Origin of the sequence: Brevibacterium sp. HMSC07C04 (assembly GCF_001815905.1) — a bacterium.
Lineage (GTDB): Bacteria > Actinomycetota > Actinomycetes > Actinomycetales > Brevibacteriaceae > Brevibacterium.
In genome coordinates this window covers 127,369-150,386 of sequence record NZ_KV823244.1, presented here as the reverse complement: position 1 = coordinate 150,386, position 23,018 = coordinate 127,369, and the positions used below count along the sequence as shown (strand labels likewise).

23 protein-coding genes are annotated in these 23,018 nt (G+C 62.9%); all 23 read right to left on the bottom strand.

Going from position 1 to position 23,018, the window contains the following annotated elements; translation table 11 throughout:
• Complete coding sequence (metK, locus tag HMPREF3162_RS03025) at positions 1–1,188, bottom strand: methionine adenosyltransferase (protein ID WP_070776861.1); 1,188 nt, start codon at positions 1,186–1,188, stop codon at positions 1–3.
• A 9-nt stretch (positions 1,189–1,197) separates the two neighbouring features.
• A complete protein-coding gene (gene coaBC, locus HMPREF3162_RS03020) occupies positions 1,198–2,430 on the bottom strand; it encodes a bifunctional phosphopantothenoylcysteine decarboxylase/phosphopantothenate--cysteine ligase CoaBC (protein WP_070776860.1) in 1,233 nt (410 codons plus the stop codon).
• Entirely contained in the window at positions 2,427–2,747 is a 321-nt protein-coding gene (gene rpoZ / locus HMPREF3162_RS03015; RefSeq protein ID WP_226829178.1) for a DNA-directed RNA polymerase subunit omega, read from the bottom strand. The genes coaBC and rpoZ overlap by 4 nt, the downstream gene beginning before the upstream one ends.
• A gap of 15 nt (positions 2,748–2,762) precedes the next feature.
• Positions 2,763–3,335 (bottom strand): guanylate kinase, encoded by a 573-nt coding sequence (gene gmk / locus HMPREF3162_RS03010; RefSeq protein ID WP_070776859.1) that lies wholly within the window; start codon positions 3,333–3,335, stop codon positions 2,763–2,765.
• On the bottom strand, positions 3,328–3,639 hold the full coding sequence (gene mihF / locus HMPREF3162_RS03005) for an integration host factor, actinobacterial type (protein ID WP_070776858.1): 312 nt from the start codon (positions 3,637–3,639) through the stop codon (positions 3,328–3,330). Before mihF ends, gmk begins: the two co-directional genes overlap by 8 nt.
• A gap of 47 nt (positions 3,640–3,686) precedes the next feature.
• A complete protein-coding gene (gene pyrF / locus HMPREF3162_RS03000; protein ID WP_070776857.1) occupies positions 3,687–4,523 on the bottom strand; it encodes an orotidine-5'-phosphate decarboxylase in 837 nt (278 codons plus the stop codon).
• A complete protein-coding gene (carB, locus tag HMPREF3162_RS02995; protein ID WP_070776856.1) occupies positions 4,520–7,792 on the bottom strand; it encodes a carbamoyl-phosphate synthase large subunit in 3,273 nt (1,090 codons plus the stop codon). The genes pyrF and carB overlap by 4 nt, the downstream gene beginning before the upstream one ends.
• Positions 7,792–8,937: a glutamine-hydrolyzing carbamoyl-phosphate synthase small subunit gene (carA, locus tag HMPREF3162_RS02990; RefSeq protein WP_070776855.1), complete on the bottom strand. Its 1,146-nt coding sequence runs from the start codon at positions 8,935–8,937 to the stop codon at positions 7,792–7,794. The genes carB and carA overlap by 1 nt, the downstream gene beginning before the upstream one ends.
• Positions 8,934–9,416, bottom strand: coding sequence for a PH-like domain-containing protein (locus tag HMPREF3162_RS02985; protein ID WP_070572552.1), 483 nt, complete (start codon positions 9,414–9,416; stop codon positions 8,934–8,936). Before HMPREF3162_RS02985 ends, carA begins: the two co-directional genes overlap by 4 nt.
• Entirely contained in the window at positions 9,404–10,708 is a 1,305-nt protein-coding gene (locus HMPREF3162_RS02980; RefSeq protein WP_070776854.1) for a dihydroorotase, read from the bottom strand. The genes HMPREF3162_RS02985 and HMPREF3162_RS02980 overlap by 13 nt, the downstream gene beginning before the upstream one ends.
• Positions 10,705–11,685, bottom strand: coding sequence for an aspartate carbamoyltransferase catalytic subunit (locus tag HMPREF3162_RS02975; protein ID WP_070776903.1), 981 nt, complete (start codon positions 11,683–11,685; stop codon positions 10,705–10,707). The genes HMPREF3162_RS02980 and HMPREF3162_RS02975 overlap by 4 nt, the downstream gene beginning before the upstream one ends.
• Positions 11,685–12,245 (bottom strand): bifunctional pyr operon transcriptional regulator/uracil phosphoribosyltransferase PyrR, encoded by a 561-nt coding sequence (gene pyrR / locus HMPREF3162_RS02970; RefSeq protein ID WP_070572546.1) that lies wholly within the window; start codon positions 12,243–12,245, stop codon positions 11,685–11,687. The genes HMPREF3162_RS02975 and pyrR overlap by 1 nt, the downstream gene beginning before the upstream one ends.
• 69 nt (positions 12,246–12,314) lie before the next feature.
• Positions 12,315–12,794: a transcription antitermination factor NusB gene (gene nusB, locus HMPREF3162_RS02965; protein ID WP_070572544.1), complete on the bottom strand. Its 480-nt coding sequence runs from the start codon at positions 12,792–12,794 to the stop codon at positions 12,315–12,317.
• On the bottom strand, positions 12,791–13,354 hold the full coding sequence (gene efp, locus HMPREF3162_RS02960; protein ID WP_070572542.1) for an elongation factor P: 564 nt from the start codon (positions 13,352–13,354) through the stop codon (positions 12,791–12,793). The genes nusB and efp overlap by 4 nt, the downstream gene beginning before the upstream one ends.
• 52 nt (positions 13,355–13,406) lie before the next feature.
• Positions 13,407–14,510: a 3-dehydroquinate synthase gene (aroB, locus tag HMPREF3162_RS02955; RefSeq protein ID WP_070572541.1), complete on the bottom strand. Its 1,104-nt coding sequence runs from the start codon at positions 14,508–14,510 to the stop codon at positions 13,407–13,409.
• Positions 14,507–15,139 carry a shikimate kinase gene (locus HMPREF3162_RS02950; RefSeq protein ID WP_070572539.1) on the bottom strand — a complete coding sequence of 211 codons (633 nt, stop codon included), beginning with the start codon at positions 15,137–15,139 and terminating at the stop codon, positions 14,507–14,509. The genes aroB and HMPREF3162_RS02950 overlap by 4 nt, the downstream gene beginning before the upstream one ends.
• Positions 15,136–16,320 (bottom strand): chorismate synthase, encoded by a 1,185-nt coding sequence (gene aroC / locus HMPREF3162_RS02945; RefSeq protein WP_070572537.1) that lies wholly within the window; start codon positions 16,318–16,320, stop codon positions 15,136–15,138. Before aroC ends, HMPREF3162_RS02950 begins: the two co-directional genes overlap by 4 nt.
• 10 nt (positions 16,321–16,330) lie before the next feature.
• Entirely contained in the window at positions 16,331–17,080 is a 750-nt protein-coding gene (locus HMPREF3162_RS02940) for an A24 family peptidase (protein ID WP_070572536.1), read from the bottom strand.
• Positions 17,077–17,922, bottom strand: coding sequence for a shikimate dehydrogenase family protein (locus HMPREF3162_RS02935; protein WP_070572534.1), 846 nt, complete (start codon positions 17,920–17,922; stop codon positions 17,077–17,079). Before HMPREF3162_RS02935 ends, HMPREF3162_RS02940 begins: the two co-directional genes overlap by 4 nt.
• The gene (gene mltG / locus HMPREF3162_RS02930; RefSeq protein ID WP_070572532.1) at positions 17,915–19,048 is read right to left on the bottom strand and encodes an endolytic transglycosylase MltG; all 1,134 of its coding nucleotides are present in this window, start codon (positions 19,046–19,048) and stop codon (positions 17,915–17,917) included. Before mltG ends, HMPREF3162_RS02935 begins: the two co-directional genes overlap by 8 nt.
• A complete protein-coding gene (ruvX, locus tag HMPREF3162_RS02925) occupies positions 19,045–19,521 on the bottom strand; it encodes a Holliday junction resolvase RuvX (protein WP_070572530.1) in 477 nt (158 codons plus the stop codon). The genes mltG and ruvX overlap by 4 nt, the downstream gene beginning before the upstream one ends.
• Positions 19,518–22,175 carry an alanine--tRNA ligase gene (gene alaS / locus HMPREF3162_RS02920; protein WP_070572528.1) on the bottom strand — a complete coding sequence of 886 codons (2,658 nt, stop codon included), beginning with the start codon at positions 22,173–22,175 and terminating at the stop codon, positions 19,518–19,520. The genes ruvX and alaS overlap by 4 nt, the downstream gene beginning before the upstream one ends.
• 122 nt (positions 22,176–22,297) lie before the next feature.
• Positions 22,298–22,921: a 30S ribosomal protein S4 gene (gene rpsD / locus HMPREF3162_RS02915; RefSeq protein ID WP_070572526.1), complete on the bottom strand. Its 624-nt coding sequence runs from the start codon at positions 22,919–22,921 to the stop codon at positions 22,298–22,300.
• Positions 22,922–23,018: the final 97 nt, after the last annotated feature.

Genomic DNA, 23,018 nt, shown 5'->3' with positions numbered 1-23,018 from the left:
TCAGCTGAAATAGGACTTCAGAGCATCGGCGCGGTCGGTGTTCTCCCACGTGAAGTCGGAGTCTTCGCGACCGAAGTGGCCGTAGGTCGAGGTTTTGCGGTAAATGGGCCGGTTGAGGTCGAGTTCGTCGATAATAGCCGCCGGCCGCAGGTCGAAGACGCCCCGAACCGCGTCAGCCAACTTCACCGGGTCAACCGTGCTGGTGCCGAAGGTCTCGACGTACAGGCCGACGGGACTTGCAGCGCCGATTGCATAGGCGACCTGGACTTCGGCGCGGTCGGCCAGGCCGGCGGCGACGAGGTTCTTGGCCACCCAGCGGGTTGCGTAGGCACCGGAGCGGTCGACTTTCGAGGGGTCCTTGCCGGAGAACGCACCGCCGCCGTGCCGGGCAAAGCCGCCGTAGGTGTCCACGATGATCTTCCGCCCGGTCAGACCGGCATCCCCCATGGGGCCGCCGGTGATGAACGGCCCGGCGGGGTTGATGAAGTAGTTGGTCTTAGTGGTGTCAAGACCGGATTCTTCCAGCACGGGATCGACCACGTGCGTGCGGATGTCCTGGGCGAGCTCGGCGTGTGTGACAGTCTCGTCATGCTGTGTAGACAGGACAACAGCTTCGACAGACACCGCCGCGTCGCCGTCGTAGCCGACCGTGACCTGGGATTTTCCATCGGGCCGCAGATAGGGCAGAGTGCCGGACTTGCGGACTGCGGTGAGTCGTTCGGTCAGACGATGCGACCAGTAGATGGGCGTAGGCATGAGAGTGGGCGTCGAATTGTCCGCGTAGCCGAACATGAGGCCCTGGTCGCCAGCACCCAGAGCGCTGTACAGGTCCGTTGTGCCCGACCGCGCTTCGAGGGAGCGCGTCACACCCGACGAGATGTCGTTCGACTGGGCGCCGATCGACAGGGAAACACCGCAGGTGTGCCCGTCAAAGCCCTTCGCTGAAGAGTCGTAGCCGATGTCGGTGATGACGTCGCGCACCAGCTGCGCAATGTCAGCGTAGCCAGAGGTTGTCACCTCGCCGGCGACGTGCACCAGGCCGGTGGTGACCATCGTTTCGACGGCCACGCGGGCCCGACGGTCCTGTTCGAGAAGGGCATCGAGCACGGCATCGCTGATCTGATCGCAGATCTTGTCCGGGTGGCCCTCAGTTACGGATTCAGAGGTGAATTGACGAAGTTCAGACACGCTTCAATCCTATTCGACCGCGTGCTTGGCGATCGTGTCCATGACAGAAACCGACACATCGGCCTTGTCTCCGGTGAAGTCTCCGAGCCCCACAGCCCCCGTGTCGGTCAGGGCGAGCACTTCGACGCTCGTGGTGTCGTGGCCGAAGGTCTTGCCGCCGGACACATCGTTGAAAACCAAAAGGTCGCAGCGCTTGCGCACGATCTTCTGCCGAGCCATTTCCGCGGCAGAAGTTTCCGGGCTGCCCGTTTCCGCGGCAAAGCCGACGATGGTCTGGCCTTCGCGCCGATTTTCAACAAGACCGGCGAGGATGTCGGGGTTCTGCACGAGTTCGATGGTCAGACCGGCATCGCCGTCTTTTTTCATCTTGTGGCCTGCCGTCTGGGCCGGACGGTAGTCCGCCACAGCGGCTGCCATGATGACGATGTCTGCTTGGGCGGCCTGCTCGCGGCACACGCTTTCCAGCTGTGCTGTCGTTTCGACTTCCCGAATGTCAATGCCGGTCGGCAGGGACGCAAGGATCGACGAATCGATATTGGCCGACGCCAAACAAACCTCAGCGCCGGCCCTGTGGGCTGCGGCAGCAAGCGCTGCGCCCTGTTTGCCGGATGACCGATTGCCCAGGAAGCGCACCGGGTCGAGTGGTTCGCGGGTGCCGCCGGCGCTGATGAACACTCGGCGCCCGGCAAGGAGTCCGCTGGCTGATTGGGCAGCGGCTTCGCGGTGGACGGACAGGGCGAAGTCGACGATCTCCTGCGGTTCCGGCAGCCGTCCGGGACCGGAGTCCGCTCCGGTCAGGCGACCGGAAGCAGGTTCCAGGACGTGCACTCCGCGACTGCGCAGAACGATGACGTTGTCGACGGTTGCCGGGTTGAACCACATCTCGGTGTGCATTGCGGGGGCAACCACGACCGGTGCGGTGGTCGTCAGAACCGTGGCAGTCAGAAGATCGTCGGCAATGCCGGCGCGGATGCGCGCCAGGCTGTCTGCCGTTGCCGGTGCAATGAGCACGAGGTCGGCTTCTTGGCCGATGAGTACGTGCTCGACATCTTCAACGCGTGTGAAGACATCCGTCTGCACGGCTTGGCCGGACAGCGCCTCCCACGTGGGCGCGCCGACAAAGCGCAGGGCGCTTTCGGTGGGAACAACGCGAACGCTGTGCCCTGCCTCTTTTAGAATCCTGACAATATGAGCCGCTTTGTACGCGGCAATGCCCCCGGTGACGCCGAGAACGATGTTCACAGTGCGTCGGGGTCCAAGCTGAAGTCGAACTCTTCGGCGAGAGCTTCTTCCTGAGCGAGTTCTTCGGGGCTGGCCTCACGGCTGACGAGCTTGCCCTCATTGATTTCGCGCAGGGCGATCGACAGCGGCTTTTCGCCGGCTTCCGGGGTCACGAGCGGACCGACGTTCTCCAGCAGTCCGTCCTGCAGCTGTGCGTAGTACGAATTGATCTGGCGGGCGCGGCGGGATGCTTCGATGACGAGTTCGTACTTCGACGGCGTCACATTGAGCAGATCGTCGATCGGCGGATTGGTGATGCCTTCGGGGTTAGCAGTCAAGAAATTTCTCCACATTCACCTAGGGGTGTCTGATGACAGTCCCATCAAGTCTACTAGTTCGGCAGCGGCTGCCGAAACATCGGTGTTGACTATCACGTGATCGAATTCGTCCTTCGCCGCAAGTTCAGTGCGCGCAGTTTCAAGACGACGGGCAATCTGCTCGGGCGTTTCGGTGCCGCGACCGGTGAGTCGGCGAACGAGTTCGTCCCAACTGGGCGGAGCCATGAACACAAAACGCGCATTCGGTGCGTGCTGACGCACTTGACGCGCCCCGTCGAGGTCGATTTCCAAAAGCGGTGCAAAGCCCTCGGCCAAAGCCTGCTCAACAGGCTCTGACGGCGTTCCGTAGCGGTGCTTACCGTGGACGACAGCATATTCGAGCATTCTGCCCGCGTCGATGAGATCGTCGAACTCTGCGTCCGTCACAAAGCGGTAGTGCACGCCGTCCACTTCTCCCGGGCGGGGGTCGCGCGTAGTTGCCGACACCGAGAGCCACAGTCGGTCAACGCTGTTCTTGGCATGCTGGACAACGGTGCCCTTGCCGACCGCCGATGGGCCGGTGAGCACGGTCAGAACTGGTTCAGTCAAATTTCTCCAATAGCGCGGCTCGCTGGTGGACCCCCAGGCCTCTGATCCTGCGTGAACGGGCGATGCCGGCTTCTTCCATAATGGCCTCTGCGCGCCTGTCCCCTACTTTGGGGATTGCGCGCAGAAGGTCGTAGACCTTCATCTTCTGCAGGGCTTCGCTGTCATTGGCTTCTGCCAAGACCTGGGCGAGCTTCTTTTTGCCTGATTTCAAATCTGCTTTGGCTTCCGCCCGCTCAACGCGAGCGTCGAAGGCCTTGCGCAGGGCAGCTGATCGCTGTTCGTCAGTCAGCGGTGTCAGTACCATGTGTCCCCCTCCTCAAGATCCGCTTTGTAGATCGGGACACTCGCAGTCTAGCGGCCTTTTGGGGTCACCGCTTCGGCAATCGAGGCTATTTCCTCAGCAATATCGGCACTGTCAGGACCGCACCGCGACAGCGACCGCGAGGCGTTGACGATAACCCTTCCGGCACGGTAGGCGTCACCGAAAACAGCCTCAAGATCGGCAGTCCCGGCCCCCTGCGAACCGAAGCCCGGTGAGAGCACCGGGCCCGAAAATCCCCCGAGGTCAATGCCGAGATCAGCAGCGGCAGTTCCGATCGTCGCGCCGACGACCAGTCCGATGAGCGGAACATCCAGCTGGCGATTGACCTCCTCAGCCTGCCTGACCACCTCGGCGGCAACTGCCCTGCCCTCCGGAGTGCGCGCGTGCTGGACTTCTCTGCCTTCGGGGTTCGAGGTCAGCGCCAGCACGAACAGGCCCTTGCTGTGCTCGGCCGCGGCTTCCATGGCCGGTCGCAAGGACCCCACTCCCAGATAGGGCGACACGGTCAAAGCGTCGGCGGCGAGGGGGCGTGCGGGATTGAGGTAGGCGTCTGCGTAGCCGGCCATCGTCGAACCGATATCACCGCGTTTGGCATCGAGAATCGACAGCAGACCAGCTTCGCGAGCCTGGGCGAGCAGATCTTCGAGAACGGCGATGCCGGCTGAGCCGTGGCGTTCGAAAAACGCCGACTGGGGTTTGATGAACCTCGCCCGTCCGGCCGCAGCGCTCAGCACATTGTTTGAGAATGTGCTGAGTGAGTCCGGACTGTCCGGCAGACCCCACTGTGCGATCTGCTCCGGGTGCGGATCGATTCCGACGCACAAGGGGCTTGCCCAGGCCGCGTCGTGCCACTGTGTGAACGTCATGCCCAGTCCTGAAGCGAACAGACTTCGGCGGTGTTGCGCCGGCGCACGTCAATAGCGCCGACAGCCGAGGAGAACGCCGCTGTCGTCGTCATAATCGGAACGTTCGCAGCAACAGCGGCCGCGCGAATCTCATAGCCGTCGGAGCGCTCCTGGCGTCCCGACGGCACATTGACCACGAGGTCGATTTCCCGCTGGTCGATCTTGTGCAGAATGGTGTCCTCGCCCTCGGCCGCTTCGTGCTGCTTGGCAATGCGGGTGCTCGGCACGCCGTGGCGGGCCAGGACATCAGCAGTGCCGGCGGTGGCGACGATTTCGAAGCCCATGTCGGCAAGGGTTTTCACCGGCAGGACGATAGAGCGCTTGTCGCGGTCTGCGATCGACACGAACACCCGCCCTTCGGTGGGCAGAGCCGTCGAAGCGCCCAGCTGGGCTTTCGCGAAGGCCTCCGGGAAGTTCGGGGCGATGCCCATGACTTCGCCGGTTGAGCGCATTTCCGGGCCGAGAATCGAATCGACTGCCTTGCCGTCGGGGGTGCGGAAGCGGCGGAACGGAAGGACAACCTCTTTGACTGTCACGGGGTGGTTCAGCGGAAGGTAGGAGCCGTCGGACTCCTCTGCCAGGATCGTTCCGCGCAGCTGGCTGATAGTGCGGCCGACGGCTATGAGGGCTGCTGCTTTGGCCAGCTGGCGATGGGTTGCCTTCGACACGAACGGCACGGTGCGCGAAGCACGCGGATTGGCTTCGATGACGTAGAGAATGTCGGCGGCCACCGCGAACTGAATGTTGAGCAGGCCGCGAACACCCGTTCCCCGGGCAATCGCCAGAGTCGCTTCGCGCACACGCTGCAGAACGCTTTCGCCCAGGCTGATCGACGGCAGGACAGACGTGGAGTCTCCGGAGTGCACGCCGGCTTCTTCGATGTGCTCGGATATGCCGCCGATGTAGAGCTCTTCGCCGTCGAACAGTGCGTCGACGTCGATTTCGACCGCGTCGTCGAGGAACTTGTCAACCAGCACCGGTCGGTCGGACGAAACTTCGGTGGCGGTCTCCATGTAGGAGCGCAGCTGCTCGGAGTCGTAGACAATCTGCATACCGCGACCGCCCAGCACGTAGGAGGGGCGCACGAGCACCGGATAGCCGATGTCTTCGGCAATGTCGACGGCCTCATCAAAGGTCACGGCGGTTCCGTGCTTGGGAGCGACGAGATGTGCTTCGGCCATGATCCGGCCGAACTCGCCGCGGTCCTCAGCGAGGTCAATCGCTTCGGGCTGCGTGCCGAGAATCGGCACGCCCGCTTCCTTGAGCGCAGTCGCCAGACCCAGCGGAGTCTGCCCGCCCAGGGTGCAGATGACACCGGCGACCGGACCGGCCTGCGCCTCGGCGTGGTACACCTCGAGGACGTCCTCGAGTGTCAGCGGCTCGAAGTACAGGCGGTCAGCGGTGTCGTAGTCCGTCGACACGGTCTCCGGATTGCAGTTGACCATGACGGTTTCGTAGCCGGCGGATTCGAGCGCCATCGCCGCGTGCACGCAGGAATAGTCGAATTCGATTCCCTGCCCGATGCGGTTGGGACCCGAGCCCAGGATGATGACGGCTTCCCGGTTCCGCGGCGCAACTTCGCTGGTCGCGTCATAGCTCGAGTAGTAGTACGGAGTCTTCGCCTCGAATTCTCCAGCGCAGGTGTCTACCGACTTGTAGACGGGGCGAACGCCCAATGCGTGCCGCACACCCATGACAACGGCCGGGTCAAGGCTGCGCAGCTGTGCGATCTGCCTATCGGAGAAACCGTGCTTCTTGGCTATGACGAGAACTTCGGGGCTGAGTTCTTCGGCTGCGCGGACGTAGTCGGCGACCTCGTTGATCAGCGCAATCTGATCGAGGAACCACCGGTCGATCTTGGTGTGCTCGAAGACCTCGTCAATGCTCATGCCCGACATGAGAGCACGCTGGACCGTGTAGATGCGATCTTCTGTCGCGTGTGCGAGTTTGGCTTCGACCTCTGCGCGGACACTGCTGTCTTCGAGGTTGAACGCCGCATCGAAGGCGAACTCGGAATTCTTCTTCTCCAGGCTGCGCAGAGCCTTCTGCAGCGCCGTCGTGAAGTTGCGGCCAAGCGCCATGACTTCGCCGACGGCCTTCATGGTGGTCGTCAGGGTCGGGTCGGCGGCGGGGAACTTCTCAAAGGCGAAGCGCGGAATCTTCGCGACTACGTAGTCCAGGGCCGGTTCGAATGCGGCCGGAGTTGTTGCGGTGATGTCGTTTGGAATCTCATCGAGCGTGTAGCCCACGGCGAGCTTCGCTGCGATCTTTGCAATCGGAAAGCCGGTTGCCTTCGACGCCAGGGCCGACGACCGGGACACGCGGGGGTTCATTTCGATGACGACGATTCGGCCGGTCTCCGGGTGGATTGCGAACTGGATGTTGCAGCCGCCGGTCTCCACCCCGACACCGCGGATGATCGCAATCCCGATGTCGCGCATTTTCTGGTATTCGACGTCGGTCAGAGTCAACGACGGCGCCACCGTGATGGCATCACCGGTGTGCACGCCGACGGGATCGAAGTTCTCAATTGCGCATACGACGATGACGTTGTCGTTCTTATCGCGGATGAGTTCAAGCTCGAACTCCTTCCACCCGAGGATGCTCTCTTCCAGCAGCACCTCGTTTGTCAGCGAGTCGTGCAGACCGTCGCCGGCAATTCGGCGCAGGTCCTCTTCGCAATAGGCCATGCCGGAGCCCAGGCCGCCCATCGTGAATGACGGACGCACAACCAGCGGGTAGCCGAGCTTCGCAGCACCGTCGAGCACCTCGTCCATTGTGTTCGCAATATAGGACCGGGCGACTTCAGCGCCGCACTGTTCGACGACGTCTTTGAACTGCTGGCGGTCTTCGCCGCGTTCAATCGCGTCGACATCAGCGCCGATGAGCTCCACACCGTGCTTGGCGAGAACACCCGATTCATGCAGATTGATTGCGGCGTTCAGTGCCGTCTGCCCCCCGAGGGTGGGCAGGAGCGCATCGGGCTTCTCCTTTTCGATGATCTTTTCGATGACATCGGGGTCGATCGGCTCAACGTAGGTGGCGTCGGCCAGTTCTGGGTCGGTCATGATCGTCGCCGGATTGGAGTTGACGAGCACAACCCGCATGCCCTCGCGGCGCAGGATGCGGCAGGCCTGAGTGCCGGAATAGTCGAATTCGCAGGCCTGGCCGATGACAATCGGACCAGAGCCGATCACGAGGACGGTTTTGATGTCTGTACGCAGCGGCATCAGTTCTCCTTGGCGTTGTCAGCCAACAGCTGGGCGAAAGTGTCGAAAAGGGTGCGCGAGTCGTGCGGTCCCGCCGCTGACTCCGGGTGGAACTGCACCGAGAACGCCGGGATGTCCAGGCATGTCAGTCCCTCGACTACTTGGTCGTTCATGCCGATGTGCGAAACCTGCACCCTGCCGTACTCAGCGTTCGGTGCCGTGACCGGATCGCCCAGCGGCGCATCGACGGCAAAACCGTGATTCTGCGTGGTGATTTCGACACGCCCCGATGCGACGTCGAGAACCGGCTGGTTCGAACCGCGGTGGCCGAAAGTCAGCTTGTAGGTGTCAAAGCCCAGTGCTCGGCCCAGCAGCTGGTTGCCGAAGCAGATGCCGAAGAACGGGATGCGCTCTTTCAGCACGTGCTGAAGGACTGCGATCGGCTGCTTCATGGCCGAGGGGTCACCCGGTCCGTTCGAGAAGAACACGCCGTCGGGGGCAAGCTCCGTGAGCTCATCGACCGTCGTGCCTGCAGGCACCACAGTCACTTCGAGGCCGCGCTGGGCCAGCTGGTCCAGCGTTGTCTTCTTCACACCGAGGTCGTAGGCGACAACCGAGAAGCGCTTCTCGCCTTCCGCGGGAACGGTGTACGGCTCCTGGCAGGTGACTTCCGAGGCGAGGTCCGCGCCCTGCATCTGCGGGGCCCGGCGGACGATCTCAAGCAGCTCATCCAGGGACTTCTGAGCGTCATCGCCGGAGAAGACTCCCATACGCATGGCGCCCTTGTCGCGCAGGTGCAGTGTGAGTGCGCGAGTGTCGACGTCGCAGATTCCCACGAGCCCAATCGATTTAAGATGCTCTTCGTAGTCGCCTTCGGCACGCCAGTTCGACGTGATCCGAGAAGGGTCGCGGACGACGACCCCGGCGGCCCAGTACCGGCCCGATTCGCTGTCTTCGCTGTTGACCCCGACATTGCCGATGTGGGGGAACGTGTGAATCACGATCTGCCGGTGATACGAGGGGTCCGTCAGGGTCTCCTGGTAGCCGGTCATAGCGGTGGTGAAGACCGCCTCGCCAACCGTTGTCCCCAGGGCGCCGAACGCGTATCCCGTGTAGTGCGTGCCGTCTTCCAGAACAAGCCGGGCCGGCTGTGTGCGCAGGCTCATCGTCTCCTACCTCTGAGTATCTCGATTTCTGCGGCGATGGTCTTCTTAGCGCTGTGTTCCCTTGGGCGGAAGCCGGTGTCGACTTCGTGGTCACCGAGGTTCCAGCGGATGATGACGATTCCGTCTTTCTCTACAAACTTGCCGATCATGCCCGAGCCGAAGAACACATCCACGATGTCTTCGGCGGGAATCCGAAAGGGCGTACGGCCGTCGAGGCTGAAGACAACACCGTCATCCTGGATGTCGAGCCCAGCGCCCGTGCGCACGCCGAGGCCGTGGACGCTGATCCTCTCGAGGTGCTGGTCGGCGAAGGTGGTGGCAATGTAGTAGCCATCATAGCCGCTGTCGGTGGGCTCGGCCGATTGCGGGGCCGGGATGTCCGCCTGGCGATTCTGTCTGGCCTTCCACCCCCAGCGCATGAGCAGCAGGACGGCCACCGCGACTGCAGCGAGGACGAGGACGGGGATCAGGCGATCCACGAGCCCTCCCGAAGTTCGTGTTTGCGCACGATCGAACCGTCTTCGACGATGTGTGTGCCGTACAGGACGGTGTGGACGACGCGCGTGTTGATCTCCAGACCGCGGAAGGGGTTGTTGCGGCCCTTGGTTGCATGGGTGTCGGGTTCGATCACACCGGGTGAGCTCGGGTCGACCAGAATGATGTTCGCACCCGTTCCGACCTCGAGGGAACCGTGTTCTGTGTGCCCGGCGATAGCCGCCGGATTCGAACTCATGACGCGGGCGATATCGGCCCAGCCGAAGTCGTAGTCGCGCATGGCCTCGACCACGATCGGCAGAGCCGATTCCATGCCGACCATGCCCATGGCCGCAGCCGACCATTCGCAGCACTTGTGTTCGGCCGGGTGGGGTGCGTGGTCGGTGGCGACGATGTCGATCGTGCCGTCGGCCAGCCCTTCGCGGACGGCTTCGACATCGCGGCGAGTGCGAAGCGGCGGATTGACCTTGTATACAGGGTCGAAGGTTTCGACGAGTTCGTCGGTGAGCATCAGGTGGTGCGGTGTGACCTCGGCCGTGACTCGGACACCGCGGGATTTCGCCCAGCGCACGAGGTCCACGGAACCTGCAGTCGACAGGTGGCACACGTGCAGGCGCGAATCCACGTGTTCGGCCAGAAGAATGTCACGGGCGATGATCGACTCTTCGGCAACGGCGGGCCAGCCCGGCAGGCCGAGCTTTGCTGAGATCGTGCCCTCGTTCATCTGGGCGCCCTCGGTCAGGCGAGGGTCCTGCGCGTGCTGGGCGATGATGCCGTCGAAGGTTTTGACGTACTCGAGGGCGCGACGCATGAGAAGCGGGTCGTGGACACACAGACCGTCATCGGAGAAGACGCGCACCTGCGCGGCGCTGGCCGCCATCGCACCGAGCTCTGCCAGCTGGGTGCCCTCCTGTCCGACCGTGACCGCTCCGATCGGCGCGACTTCCGTCAGCCCCACCTCGCGGCCCAGGTGCCACACCTGCTCGACAACACCGGCGGTGTCAGCAACCGGCTGTGTGTTCGCCATGGCGTTGACTGCGGTGAAGCCGCCCCGAGCGGCCGAGGCCGAACCAGTGGCAACTGTCTCGGCGTCTTCTTTTCCGGGTTCGCGCAGGTGGACGTGCATGTCGACCAGGCCCGGCAGGGCCACCAGCCCCGTCGCGTCGATCGTGGTGTCGCCAGCCTCGACAGATTCGACGATCCGGCCGTCGCGCACCGCAATCGAGCCGGTGCTGCCGTCGGGCAGCTGAGCGTTGGTGATGAGCAGCGATGTCATTGCATGTCCTCCGAAGTGCGACCGGTCAAAAGACGATAGAGCGCAGCCATGCGCACGTAGACGCCGTTCTCCACCTGTCCGAGGACAGCGGCGCGGGGCGAATCGGCTGCGGCCGCACAGATTTCAAAACCGCGGTTCATAGGTCCGGGGTGCAGTATTGCGGCAGCTTCAGGCAGTCTGCGGTAGCGCTCCTCGGTGAGGCCCCACAGCCGCGTGTATTCGCGCGGGCCGGGGAAGAACGCCTGATGCATGCGCTCGCGCTGGACTCTCAGCATCATGACGGCGTCGAAGTCGAACTCTTCAAGGGCGGTATCGAAGTCATAGCGGATTTCACACGGCCAGCTTTCCACTCCCCACGGCAGCAGGGTGGGCGGAGCGATGAGAACGACAGAAGCCCCCAGGGTCTCCAGCAGATGCACATTTGAGCGGGCTACGCGGGAGTGCAGAACATCGCCCACGATTGCCACTCGCATACCGGCCAGGTCCTTGCCGAAGCTGGTCTCAGAGGGCCCGGAAACAGGTTCGTCAGACAGTATGCGGCGCAGGGTGAAGGCGTCCAGCAGTGCTTGTGTGGGGTGTTCGTGCATACCGTCGCCGGCGTTGAGAATATGCGCGTCCGTCCATTCGCTGCCGGCCAGGAAGTGCGGTGTTCCGGACCCGGGGTGGCGGATGACGATCGCATCAATGCCCATGGCGCCGAGCGTCTGGACGGTGTCTTGGAGGCTTTCGCCCTTGGAAACCGAAGAGCCTTTGGCGGAGAAGTTGATGACGTCCGCACTCAGGCGCTTGGCGGCGGCCTCAAAGGAAATGCGCGTTCGGGTGGAGTCTTCAAAGAACAGATTGACAACTGTGCGCCCCCGCAGGGCGGGCAGCTTCTTGACCGCCTGCCCACCGGAAACGGTCATGGCTTCGGCAATGTCGAGCAGGTCGACCGCATTGGCCTTGCCCAGGCCCGAGGTGCCAAGAAGGTGGCGCATCACCCCTCACCTCGTTCTGGGGAGGTGATGATGACCCGGTCGCAGGCGTCGTCGGTTTCTGACAGCGACACCGCGACGCGCTCTTCGGCAGAGGTCGGCAGGTTCTTGCCGACAAAATCAGCGCGGATGGGCAGCTGACGGTGCCCGCGATCAACGAGAACAGCCAAGCGGACCGCCTGCGGGCGTCCGTAGTCGTGCAGCGCATCGAGTGCTGCGCGCACGGTGCGCCCCGAGTAGAGAACATCATCGACCAGGACGACGGTACGTCCGTCGATTCCGCTTTCGGGCAGCTGAGTGGGCAGCGCTGGGCGGAGCCTGCCGGTGTTGAGGTCGTCCCGGTGCATCGTCGCGTCAATGCTTCCGACGATCCTGTCTGAACTCACACCGGGTTCGATCGCGGCGATCCGCTGGGCCAGTCGCTGCGCCAAAGGCACACCGCGGGTTGGAACGCCAAGGAGCAGGAGGCCATCGGCACCCTTGTTGGATTCGAGAATTTCGTGGGCAATGCGTGTCAGCGCACGCGAGATCTCACTCGCGTCGAAAACTTCGGCTGTGCGCATCAGTCCCCCTTCCCCGCCTCACTGGACGGTCATTAAAGGAGCGATTTTCATCAGCATAGCCGAACCGGTTCAGTCCTGTTCGGCTGAGCCTTCGTCGGACTGTGCTGATTCCGGCTGCGGCTGCTGCACAGCCTGGTCTGGAGTGCTGCGGTCCTTCTTGCCCTCTTTGCTCACACGGTCAAGCAGCGCGTTGATGAAGGCCGGTGAATCATCGGTCGAGTAGGCGGCAGCGAGGCTGACGGTTTCGTCAATCGCAACGGGATCGTCGAGTTCGTCATTGTAGAGAACTTCCCACAGGCCCATGCGCAGCAGAGCGATATCGACCTTCGGCAGCTGGTCGACGTTCCATTCCGAATACTCCCGCAGAGTGGCGTCGATGGCGGTGCGGTGTTCGACAACACCGCGCACGATCTCGACGGCGTATTCCTTCATGGGGTATTCGGGGTCACCGGAGCGCAGCTGGATGAGCTCGTTTTCATCCAGCTTGCGCTCTCCGGCTTCAAAGAGAAGTTCAAGCGCCCTGCGGCGGGCGCGACTGCGGGCGCTCAATCGCGAACGCGCCCGAGGTACTCACCGGAGCGGGTGTCGACGCGCACAGCGGTGCCCTCTTCGAGGAAAAGCGGAACCTGGATTTCGTATCCGGTTTCCAGGGTTGCGGGTTTGGTGCCGCCAGAGGAGCGGTCGCCCTGCAGACCGGGTTCGGTGTGTGTAATCGTGAGTTCGACGATCGGCGGAAGTTCCACGTACAGCGGGCTGCCGTCGTGGAAAGCGATCTGCAGCGACTGGTTTTCCAGCATGAAGTTCGCGGCGTCGCCAACGAGTTCAGGACCGATGGAGACCTGGTCGTAGTCCTTTTCGTCCATGAAGACGTAGTCGGTGCCGTCGTTGTACAGGTACTGCATGTCCCGGCGATCGACCGTGGCGGTCTCAACCTTGGTGCCCGCGTTGAACGTGCGGTCGACGATCTTTCCAGACAGAACGTTTTTGATCTTAGAGCGGACGAAGGCCGGGCCCTTGCCGGGCTTGACGTGCAGAAACTCAAGCACCTGCCACAGTTCGTTGTCGAGAACCAGCACCATGCCGTTCTTCAGATCATTCGTCGTTGCCACGTTTCTCCTTCATCCGATGAATGGCCGAAAACCCCGTCGATTGTATCAGTGCTCAGCTCAGCCGCGTGACGGGCGAATCCGTTCCGATTGCGGTGTAGGCGCTGAACGGCAGCGATGTGTCCGCTGCTTCAAGAACAGCTGGACGCCCGATGTCCTCCAGGACGATGAATCGCAGGAGAGAGCCGCGAGCCTTCTTGTCCCTGCGCATTGTGTCCAGCAGCTGCGGCCACTTGTCGCCGCGGTAGCCGGTCGGCAGACCCAGGTGCTCAAGAACGGTGCGCAGCCGGGTGACGTTTTCTTCCGACAGGTTCTTGGTGAGAACCGACAGTTCTGCGGCGAACATCATGCCGACGGCCACAGCGGCCCCGTGGCGCCACTGGTAGCGTTCCAGGCGTTCGATGGCGTGACCGAGGGTGTGCCCGAAGTTGAGGAACTCACGCTTGCCAGATTCCTGAAAATCCTCGCTGACAATGTCTGCCTTCACCGCGATGGAACGGCGAATGATCTCAAACAGCTCCGGCGATGCGGGATCTGTGAGTGAATCCTTGGGTGTATTTTCGATGAGGTCAAGGATTTCGGGGTCGGCAATGAAACCGCACTTCACACTTTCGGCCAAGCCGGTGAAGAGCTCATTCGGCGGCAGTGTGGCGAGTGTTTCAAGATCACACAGGACGCCTGCCGGCGCGTGAAAAGCGCCGACCAGGTTCTTGCCCTCCTCGGTGTTGATGCCGGTTTTGCCTCCGACGGCGGCATCGACCATGCCGAGCACGGTCGTGGGGATGTTGATATAGCGGATTCCGCGCAGCCACGTGGCGGCCACGAAGCCCCCCAAATCGGTCACCGCTCCCCCTCCCACATTGACGATGACATCAGTGCGGGTGAAGTCAGACTGGCCGAGGATCTTCCAGCAGAATTCGGCCACCCGGCCGTGCTTGGCTTCTTCGGCATCGGGGATTTCTGCGGCAAGGGCCTCGTAGCCTGCCGCCTGCAGGTCATCGCGGACCAGATCCCCCGTCGTCCGCAGAGCTCGCGGATAGATCACGAGCACTTTCTGCGCACGACCGCCGATGAGCTCCGGCAGTCGGTGCATGAGCTTGTGCCCGATCACAACGTCGTAGTCCCCCCCGGCGCTGACCGGCACGACTGCTTCTGTCACTGAAACTCCTGTTCCTGGCTGCTTTCACGGAATTTTTCGTATTCTTCGGCCCGCTGGAGACCGGTGATGATCCCGACGATGCGGTTGACCGCCGTAGACGGCGGGCCATCATCGGCCTGAATGACTGCCGTTGCGGCTTCTTCGTAAAGGCTTCGCCGTTCGTCGAAGACTCGCTGCCAGCGCGCTGCGGGATCATCACTGTCATCCAGCAGGGGCCTTTTGGAACCGCCCAGGCGCTGCACGGCGGTGGTGCTGTCGATCTCAATAGCGATCGTCTTGATCGCGGGGTGTTTCAGCTGAGCCCTCGTACCCGGGTTGAGCACAGCTCCGCCGCCAAGTGAGACGACTCCCGGCCGCTCGAGCAGACGCCGCAGCTCGCGGCGCACAACAGCACGTTCGTATTCCCGGAATCGGTCTTCGCCGCGTTCTGCGAAGATCTGCGGGATCGGGCCGTAGAGATCGGCAATCCGATGATCGGTGTCCACAAAGGGCACGCCGAGCCGCTCGGCGATCAGCCGCCCGATTGTTGACTTTCCGGCCGCGGGAGGGCCGACCATGACAATGCGCGCTCCGGCCGCCGGGACGGGATCGACAGGCGGGGTCGGTCGTGGCAGCGGCCGTTCGGTCATGTCGTTGGGAAGTTCAGCTGGGCCACGTAGGCGTCAAGGTTGCGCTTGGTCTCCTCGAGGGAGTCCCCACCGAACTTTTCGGTCACGCTTTCGGCGATGACGAGCGCCACCATGGCTTCGGCAACAACACCCGCGGCTGGAACGGCACAGACGTCTGAGCGCTGATGGTGTGCCTTGGCTGTTTCTCGCTTCTGCACGTCGATTGTGCCCAGGGCGCGCGGCACAGTGGCGATCGGCTTCATGGCCGCCCGCACTGCAAGAGGTTCGCCGGTCGTCATACCGCCCTCGGTGCCGCCGGCGCGGTTGCTTGCGCGTACGGCTTTGTCGCCGTCGAGGCCGATCTCGTCGTGCGCCTGCGATCCGCGGCGGCGAGCGGTTTCGAAGCCGTCGCCGACCTCGACGCCCTTGATGGCCTGAATGCCCATGAGGGCCCCTGCCAGCCTGGAGTCAATGCGACGGTCCCAGTGCACGTGCGAGCCCAGACCGACCGGCAGTCCGTACGCGATGACCTCGACCACGCCGCCCAGGGTGTCTCCTGACTTTTTGGCGTCATCAACCTCAGCGACCATGCGGGCTGACAATTCCTGGTCAAAACACCGCATGGGATCCGCATCGAGAGCTTCGACATCAGCGGCCGTCGGCCGTGCCGCAGCGCGCGATCCTTCGACCGGCCCAAGCGACACGGTGTGCGAAACCAGCGTGATGCCCAGTTCGGCAAGAAACGACTGCGCAACGGCGCCCAGAGCAACGCGCATGGCGGTTTCGCGGGCAGATGCACGCTCGAGGATGGGCCGGGCTTCGTCAAACCGGTACTTCTCCATGCCCACCAGGTCAGCGTGTCCCGGGCGAGGGCGCGTGAGGGCCTGTGCCCGCGCCTGACCTTCGAGCTCAGCGGGGTCGACGGGATCGGGGCTCATGACCTTTTCCCACTTGGGCCATTCGGTGTTGCCGACCTCAATTGCAATCGGCGAACCGAGGCTGCGGCCGTGGACAACGCCTCCGAGCACCCGAACGGCGTCAGCTTCAAACTTCATCCGCGCCCCGCGCCCGTAGCCCAGACGCCGCCTGGCCAGCGCGTTGGAGATCATTTCCGATGTCACGGGAACGTGGGAGGGCAGGCCTTCGATAATGCCCGTCAGAGCTTCGCCGTGCGATTCACCGGCGGTCAACCATCTCAACATTCTCCACAGTCTACAAAGCCAGCGGCGTCAGCAGGACGGCAGTCCACGTGCCGATGAGAAGATGCGGGCCGAACGCGATGTGGGTGATCTTGGTGCGCTTGATGAACTTGGTGTTGATCCAGTACACGAGCGCTGATGCGTTGGCGACCACAAGCACCACAGCGAGTCCCCACAGGCTGACCATGCCGACGGCCAGACCGATGAGCGCGCCGAGCTTCACATCGCCCAAGCCGATCGTCTCCCAGCGGCCCACACGTGCTGCGAGGTTGAGGATCCCGAAGACGGCAACGACGATCACTGCGCCGATCAGCCCGCGAACACCGGCTGTCTGCGCGGCCTTGACCGTTTCGAAATAGCCCACAACCAGACCGATGGCGGTGACAAGGAACATCGCTGCGCCCAACGGAAGCACGAGTCTGTCCGGCAGACGGTGGATTCTGCTGTCAATCCAAAACAGCCACCCGGTGGCTCCTGCAAGAAGTGACAGGGCGGATACGGGAAAGAGAGTGCCCAGTTCATTGCCGAAGACGACCGGGGACATGAAAGCAGCCAGCCACGCGAGGACAAAGGCAACAGCCGTAAACACCACCGCGAGGAACCGCGGCGGTTTGTGCGGCCAGGTCGTCTGGCCGATCAGCAGGCGCAGTCCGGCTTCGTCGTGGATGATTTCGGCAAAGCGAAAGCGGATGACATAGCTCGTTCCGACACTGAGAGCCGAGCATATGAGCAGAGCCAACCCAAGCGTCAGAGTGTCATTCACAGTGCCTGTGCCTCCTTCGTCATCGTCTTCTCCAGACTGGTGACGGTCTCGGCGTCAAACGTGCCGGTCAGCGCTGCCCGGGCGATGCCGAACAGCTCAATCTGGCGGATGGCCTGGTGGATGAGCATGCGCTGACCCGGTATCGCCGTGCCCCCGCGCTCGGCGGCGGCTGTGGCGAGGGAAAAGCCCCCGGGGGCATAGCCCGCTTCGAAAACCGCTGTTGTGCAGTGCGCTGGCAGTCGGAGCGAATCCTCCGTCAGAACTTGCGAGGGCAGAGTCGACAGGACTGTCGACCAGTCGTCCAGCTGGAGCTGCCCAAGTGCCGCTGTCCCCGTCCGCGCCCCGAGCGACTGAGCGAAGTCGGCGAGTGTTCGGGCCTTGTGCTGCGATCGGGCGAAGATCTCAATGTGCTGTGCTCCAAGCCGCGCGGCAGCCAACACGGCAGACTTCGCTGTGGCTCCGCTGCCGAGAACCGCGCAGCGTGACACATTCGCCCCGGCTTCGCGCAGAGCCTGTTCAATGCCGTGCACGTCGGTGTTGTAAACGCCGGGCACCGGGCCGTTGACCCACGTGTTTGCGCCGCCGGTCAGCCGTGCGGTGTCGTCGACGGCCCACCCGCGCTCATCGGCCAGGCGAACAAGTTCCGTCTTCAGCGGCATCGTCAGAGAAAAGCCCGCCCAGTCGTCGTGCGCGTCGAGAAACGAGGCGAGCTCGGCCTCGGCCACCTCGAAACGCCCGTATTCCCAGTCCAGCCCCAGGGTGCGATAGGCAGCGACGTGCAGCGCCGGTGACTGCGAGTGGTCTATCGGCGAACCGAGTACAGCAAGCCGTGCGTCAGCCATTTTTCTCGCGGTGCTCCCTAAGCCACTTCTGATACTCCTCGACGTTCTTTTCATGCTCCGAATAGGTTTCGGCGAACTTCACTTCCCCCTTGTCGGGATCAGTCGCCACGAAGTACTCCCATTTGCCCTCCGCCGGATTCTTCGCCGCGGCAAAGGCACCGTCAGACGGGGAGTTCACGGGACCGGGCGGCAGACCCTTGTGCTTGTAGGTGTTGTAGGGGTTGTCGGATTTGCGCTGCTCCGGCGTTGTCGTGAGGTCTTGGCGGGCCCCGAAGATATAGGCCACGGTTGCGTCTGACTGCAGATAGCCATCGGTTTCGGAGTCCTTGGACAGGCGGTTGATGAACACCCGGGCGACCTTGGCGCGGACTTCGGGGTCGCCGGTTGCTTCGATCTCGATCAGGCTGGCCAGCGTCATGAAGTAGTTCGCATCATCATTGGTGATGGCCTGCTCGTTGAGCATGTTCTTCGTGCCGTCAACCATAGACTGCACGAGCTTTTCCGGCGTCGTGTCACCGTGGATTTCGTAAGTCGCCGGGTGCAGGTAGCCTTCGAGGCTGGGTGCGTCGACTTCGAGTCCGTAGTCCTTCGGCTTTTTGTCGTCAAGTGCCGCGTTGATCTCGGATTCAGAGAATTCGTGTTCTCCGAGCTTCTTTTTGAGGTCATCGATGGTGTTGCCTTCGGCCAGCGTGATCTTGTTGGCCGCGTCGGCTTGCTCGAGGACGTCTGCGGCAGCCTGGGCGCTCATTTCGCGGCGCATGGTGAACGTTCCGGTCTGAATGACGATGTTGCGTTCCTCGATCTGCTTAAGGAACGGGCCAGCGGCTTTGATGACCCCCTCTTCAACCAACTGGTTGGCAACCTGGCGGGCAGATGTTCCAGGCGCGATCGTGACCTTGACTTCTTCTTTTCCTTCGCCCTCGTAGTCTCCCCGGCTGAGAAACACATTGCCCAGAGAGTTCTTTGTCGAGAGCAGGCCGACAACGGCGCCGCCGCCGAGCAGGAGTGTGGCGACGACGAAAATCGCCACCATGCGCCGCCTGCGGAACTTCCTGCGCCGCTCTTTCGCCCTGCGTTCGGCCCGGGTCATCGGGACCGCGTCGAATTCCTCCGCGAGGCTGTTCATGCTTGCCCTTCCACAGCACCGACCGATTCTGCCAGCGGCCCGTTGGCGCGCTCATATTCGAGTGCGCTCTGCAGGATGATGACAGCGGCCTGTGCGTCGACGATTTCGCGGCGCTGCTTTGAATTCCGCCCCGCTTCGGCCAACTGTGCGTGCGCCTGCGAAGTGGAGAAGCGTTCGTCCATGAGTTTGATCGGCATACGGGCGGCACGGGACAGCGCTTCGGTGAATGCCAGTGCCTTGTGCGCTGAGGCCCGCTGTTTTCCGTCGAGCGAGGTGGGTTTGCCGCTGATGATCTCGATCGGCTCGTACTCTTCGATGAGCTGCGCAAACTGCCTCAGCACCGTGTCATCCCCTTCGCGCCGATACAGGGTCCCGACGGGACTTGCGAGAATGCCGTCGGGATCGCACGCGGCGACCCCCACGCGCACCGTACCGACATCAACCGCGACTCGTCTTCCCCGTCGAAACGTCACCCGTGATCCTCCAGTGCACGGCGAACAGCCACAATGGCCTCGTCGATCTTCGAAGCGTCCTGACCGCCGCCCTGAGCGAGGTCGGGCTTGCCGCCGCCACCGCCGCCGAGCACCCCGGTTGCGGTCTTGACAAGCTCACCTGCTTTAAAGCCCAGTTCCTGTGCGGCGGGGCTGACTGCCACAACGACCGTCGGGCGTCCGCCGGCCGCACCGAAGGCTGCGACGACGGAAGCCGTGTCCCCTAGCCGCTGCTTGACGTCCTGCGCGAATGTGCGGACGTCACCGCCGCCGGCTTCGCCGAGGTTGACGCCGACAAAGCGCACACTGCCGACAGTCTGCGCTTCCTGGGCGGCCTGGCCCGCACCGGCAAGGACCTTGTCGCGTTCGAGCTGTGCAATGGTCTTTTCGGCTTCCTTGATGCGCCCGAGCAGACCGCCGACCCGGTCAAAGACTTCCGCACCGGGCACTTTGAGAAGGTCTGAGAGGGCCTGCACGATTGCGCGCTCTTTCGACAGGGAGCGGATTGCGTCAAGACCGACGCTGGCTTCAACACGGCGGGTGCCGGAACCTACCGAGCTTTCGGAATACAGCGAGATCGGGCCGATCTCGGCGGTCGACTTCACGTGCGTGCCGCCGCACAGTTCCCGCGACCACAGACCGCCGATGTCGACGACGCGGACGGTCTCGGGATACTTTTCGCCGAACAGCGCGGTGGCGCCGGACTTCTTGGCGTCCTCGTAGGACATGTACTCATACCCGACTTCGAAGTTATTGCGCACCGCCAGGTTGGCGGCTTCCTCAACTTCTGCGCGCATCTGCGCGGTCATGGCCTCCGGGTAAGAATAGTCAAAGCGCAGATAGCCGGGCTGGTTGAGCGAACCGGCCTGCGTTGCGGTCTCGCCGAGAACCTCACGCAGGGCCGCGTGGATCATGTGGGTTGCCGAATGGGCCTGCTGGGCCTGGTAGCGGTGTTCGGAGTCGACCTGCGCCGACAGGCTGGCACCCGCTTCGAGTTCGCCCTCCAGGATTTCGATGCGGTGGGCGGCAAGACCGGCAACCGGGTTCTGAACATCGTGGACCCGGGCTTTGAAGCCGTCGCCCACGAAGATGCCGATGTCAGATGTCTGACCACCGGATTCGGCATAGAACGGCGTGAGGTCGAGGACAGCGTCTACTGTGTCACCGGCGCGTGCAACCGGAACCGCCGTGCCGTCGGCAACCAGGCCGCGCACGGTCGAATCAGCAACGAGGGCGTCGTATCCGACGAATTCGCTCGGACCGTTTTCACGCAGGGCGGCAAAAGCGCTCAGATCGGTCTGCAGGCCGCCCTTTTTGGCCTTTGCATCGGCTTTGGCGCGTGTGCGCTGCTGCGCCATGAGCGCTTCAAAGCCTTCGCGATCGACTTTCACCCCGGCTTCTTCCGCCATTTCGAGGGTGAGGTCAATCGGGAAGCCGTGTGTGTCGTGCAGGGCGAAGGCGACATCGCCGGACAGCGTTCCGCCGCTGCTGATCTGTGCGACGGAGTTCTCCAGCAGCTGGGTGCCGGATTCCAAAGTGCGCAGGAATGCCCGCTCTTCGGCGTAGGCAACCTGAGAAATGCGCTTGAAGTCCTTTTCCAGTTCCGGATAGGAGTCTTTCATCGCATCCCGTGACACCGGCAGCAGCGAGGGCAGAACCTCGTCTTTGACGCCGAGCAGCCGCATAGCGCGAATCGAGCGACGCAGCAGACGGCGGAGGATGTATCCGCGGCCTTCGTTGCCGGGACGCACACCGTCGCCGATGATGACAAGCGCAGAGCGGACGTGGTCGGCCACAACGCGCAGCCGCACATCGTGCTCTTCATCGTCGCCGTAGGAGATCCCTGCCATGCCAGCCGCAGCCTTGATGACGGGAAAGACTTCGTCGACCTCGTACATGTTCTCGACGCCCTGTTTGAGGAACGCCACGCGCTCCAGGCCCATCCCGGTGTCGATGTTCTTGGCGGGAAGCTCGCCTTTGATGTCGAAGTCGGTCTTCGAACGGACCGCGGAGAGTTCGAACTCCATGAACACGAGGTTCCAGATCTCGATGTAGCGGTCTTCGTCGGCTTCCGGGCCGCCCTCCACACCGTAGGCGGGGCCGCGGTCAAAGTAGATTTCCGAACAGTAGCCGCCCGGGCCGGGCTGGCCGGTGTGCCAGAAGTTGTCTTCGCTGCCGCGGGACTGGATCCGCTCACGCGGAATATCGGTTTCTTCCAACCACAGTTCGATCGACGCTTCGTCTTCGCGGTGGACGGTGACCCACAGGCGTTCGGGGTCGAAGCCCAGGCCGCCCTTGTCTTCCGGTGTGCTCAGCAGCTCCCACGCGAATCCAATCGCTTCGCGCTTGAAGTAGTCGCCGAAGCTGAAGTTGCCGTTCATCTGGAAGAACGTGCCGTGGCGGGTGGTTTTTCCGACCTCTTCAATATCGGCCGTGCGCACGCACTTCTGCACGCTCGTAGCCCGCGGGTAGGGGGCTGGAACGTCGCCTGAAAGGTAGGGAATGAACTGCACCATGCCCGCGATGTTGAACAGAATCGACGGATCGTTGCTGATCACTGAGGCCGAGGGAACAACGGTGTGCCCTTTCGACTCGAAGAACTCGAGCCACCGGCGCTTGATCTCAGCAGTTTTCATTCCGGGCCTTTCCATTCGGGTGTCTGCAGCCTGCAAGGCAGGATACGTGCGCTGTCGAGTCTAGTGCACAGACAAACAACAAGTGCCCGGGCCGACACGGCCCGGGCACTTGAATCAGCAGATCAGCGCGAGTAGTACTCGACGACCATCTGGACGTCACAGGTGACGGGAACTTCTTCGCGCTTGGGGCGGCGGGCCAGAGTGGCCTGCAGAGCCTCAAGGTTCACGGTCAGGTAGCCGGGAACGGTCGGAAGAACGTCGCGGTGTGCACCGGCAGCGGCAACCTGGAACGGGTCCATGCTGACCGAACGTTCGCGTACGCGGATCATCTGACCCGGCTTGACGCGGTAGGAAGGGCGGTCGACCAGCTGGTTGTCCACCATGATGTGACGGTGAACGACGAACTGGCGTGCCTGCGCGATGGTGCGTGCGAATCCGGCGCGCAGGACGAGGGCGTCCAGGCGCATTTCAAGCAGCTCGACCAGCGTTTCACCGGTCAGACCGGGGGTGCGGGCTGCTTCTTTGAAGAGGTTGAGCATCTGAGCTTCGCGGATGCCGTACTGAGCGCGGAGGCGCTGCTTTTCCTTCAGGCGGACCGAGTAGTCGCTGTCGTTGCGGCGACGAGCACGGCCGTGCTCACCGGGAGCGTAGGGACGGCGTTCGAAGTACTTTTCAGCCTTCGGTGTCAGCGGGATGCCGAGAGCGCGCGACAGGCGGACCTGTCGGCGTGAACGTGACGGAGCCATGTTCACCTTTCATTTCAGAGTATTGTGCTTCGGCCGACATGCCTCGGTCGGATCAGAAGCTGTTGTTTCCCCCTGTGGGAAAGAGGTGATCATCGCG

Bases quoted from the DNA above. Each gene is read 5' to 3' on its own strand.
- aroC (WP_070572537.1), bottom strand. From the start codon at position 16,320: ATGTTGAGATGGTTGACCGCCGGTGAATCGCACGGCGAAGCTCTGACG.
- HMPREF3162_RS02975 (WP_070776903.1), bottom strand. From the start codon at position 11,685: ATGCGCCACCTTCTTGGCACCTCGGGCCTGGGCAAGGCCAATGCGGTC.
- HMPREF3162_RS02935 (WP_070572534.1), bottom strand. From the start codon at position 17,922: ATGGCTGACGCACGGCTTGCTGTACTCGGTTCGCCGATAGACCACTCG.
- pyrR (WP_070572546.1), bottom strand. From the start codon at position 12,245: ATGCGCACAGCCGAAGTTTTCGACGCGAGTGAGATCTCGCGTGCGCTG.
- carA (WP_070776855.1), bottom strand. From the start codon at position 8,937: ATGAGCCTGCGCACACAGCCGGCCCGGCTTGTTCTGGAAGACGGCACG.
- carB (WP_070776856.1), bottom strand. From the start codon at position 7,792: ATGCCGCTGCGTACAGACATCAAAACCGTCCTCGTGATCGGCTCTGGT.
- pyrF (WP_070776857.1), bottom strand. From the start codon at position 4,523: ATGACGTTCACACAGTGGCACGACGCGGCCTGGGCAAGCCCCTTGTGC.
- mltG (WP_070572532.1), bottom strand. From the start codon at position 19,048: ATGAACAGCCTCGCGGAGGAATTCGACGCGGTCCCGATGACCCGGGCC.
- HMPREF3162_RS02980 (WP_070776854.1), bottom strand. From the start codon at position 10,708: ATGACATCGCTGCTCATCACCAACGCTCAGCTGCCCGACGGCAGCACC.
- mihF (WP_070776858.1), bottom strand. From the start codon at position 3,639: ATGGTACTGACACCGCTGACTGACGAACAGCGATCAGCTGCCCTGCGC.
- rpsD (WP_070572526.1), bottom strand. From the start codon at position 22,921: ATGGCTCCGTCACGTTCACGCCGACAGGTCCGCCTGTCGCGCGCTCTC.
- HMPREF3162_RS02950 (WP_070572539.1), bottom strand. From the start codon at position 15,139: ATGACCGAACGGCCGCTGCCACGACCGACCCCGCCTGTCGATCCCGTC.
- alaS (WP_070572528.1), bottom strand. From the start codon at position 22,175: ATGAAAACTGCTGAGATCAAGCGCCGGTGGCTCGAGTTCTTCGAGTCG.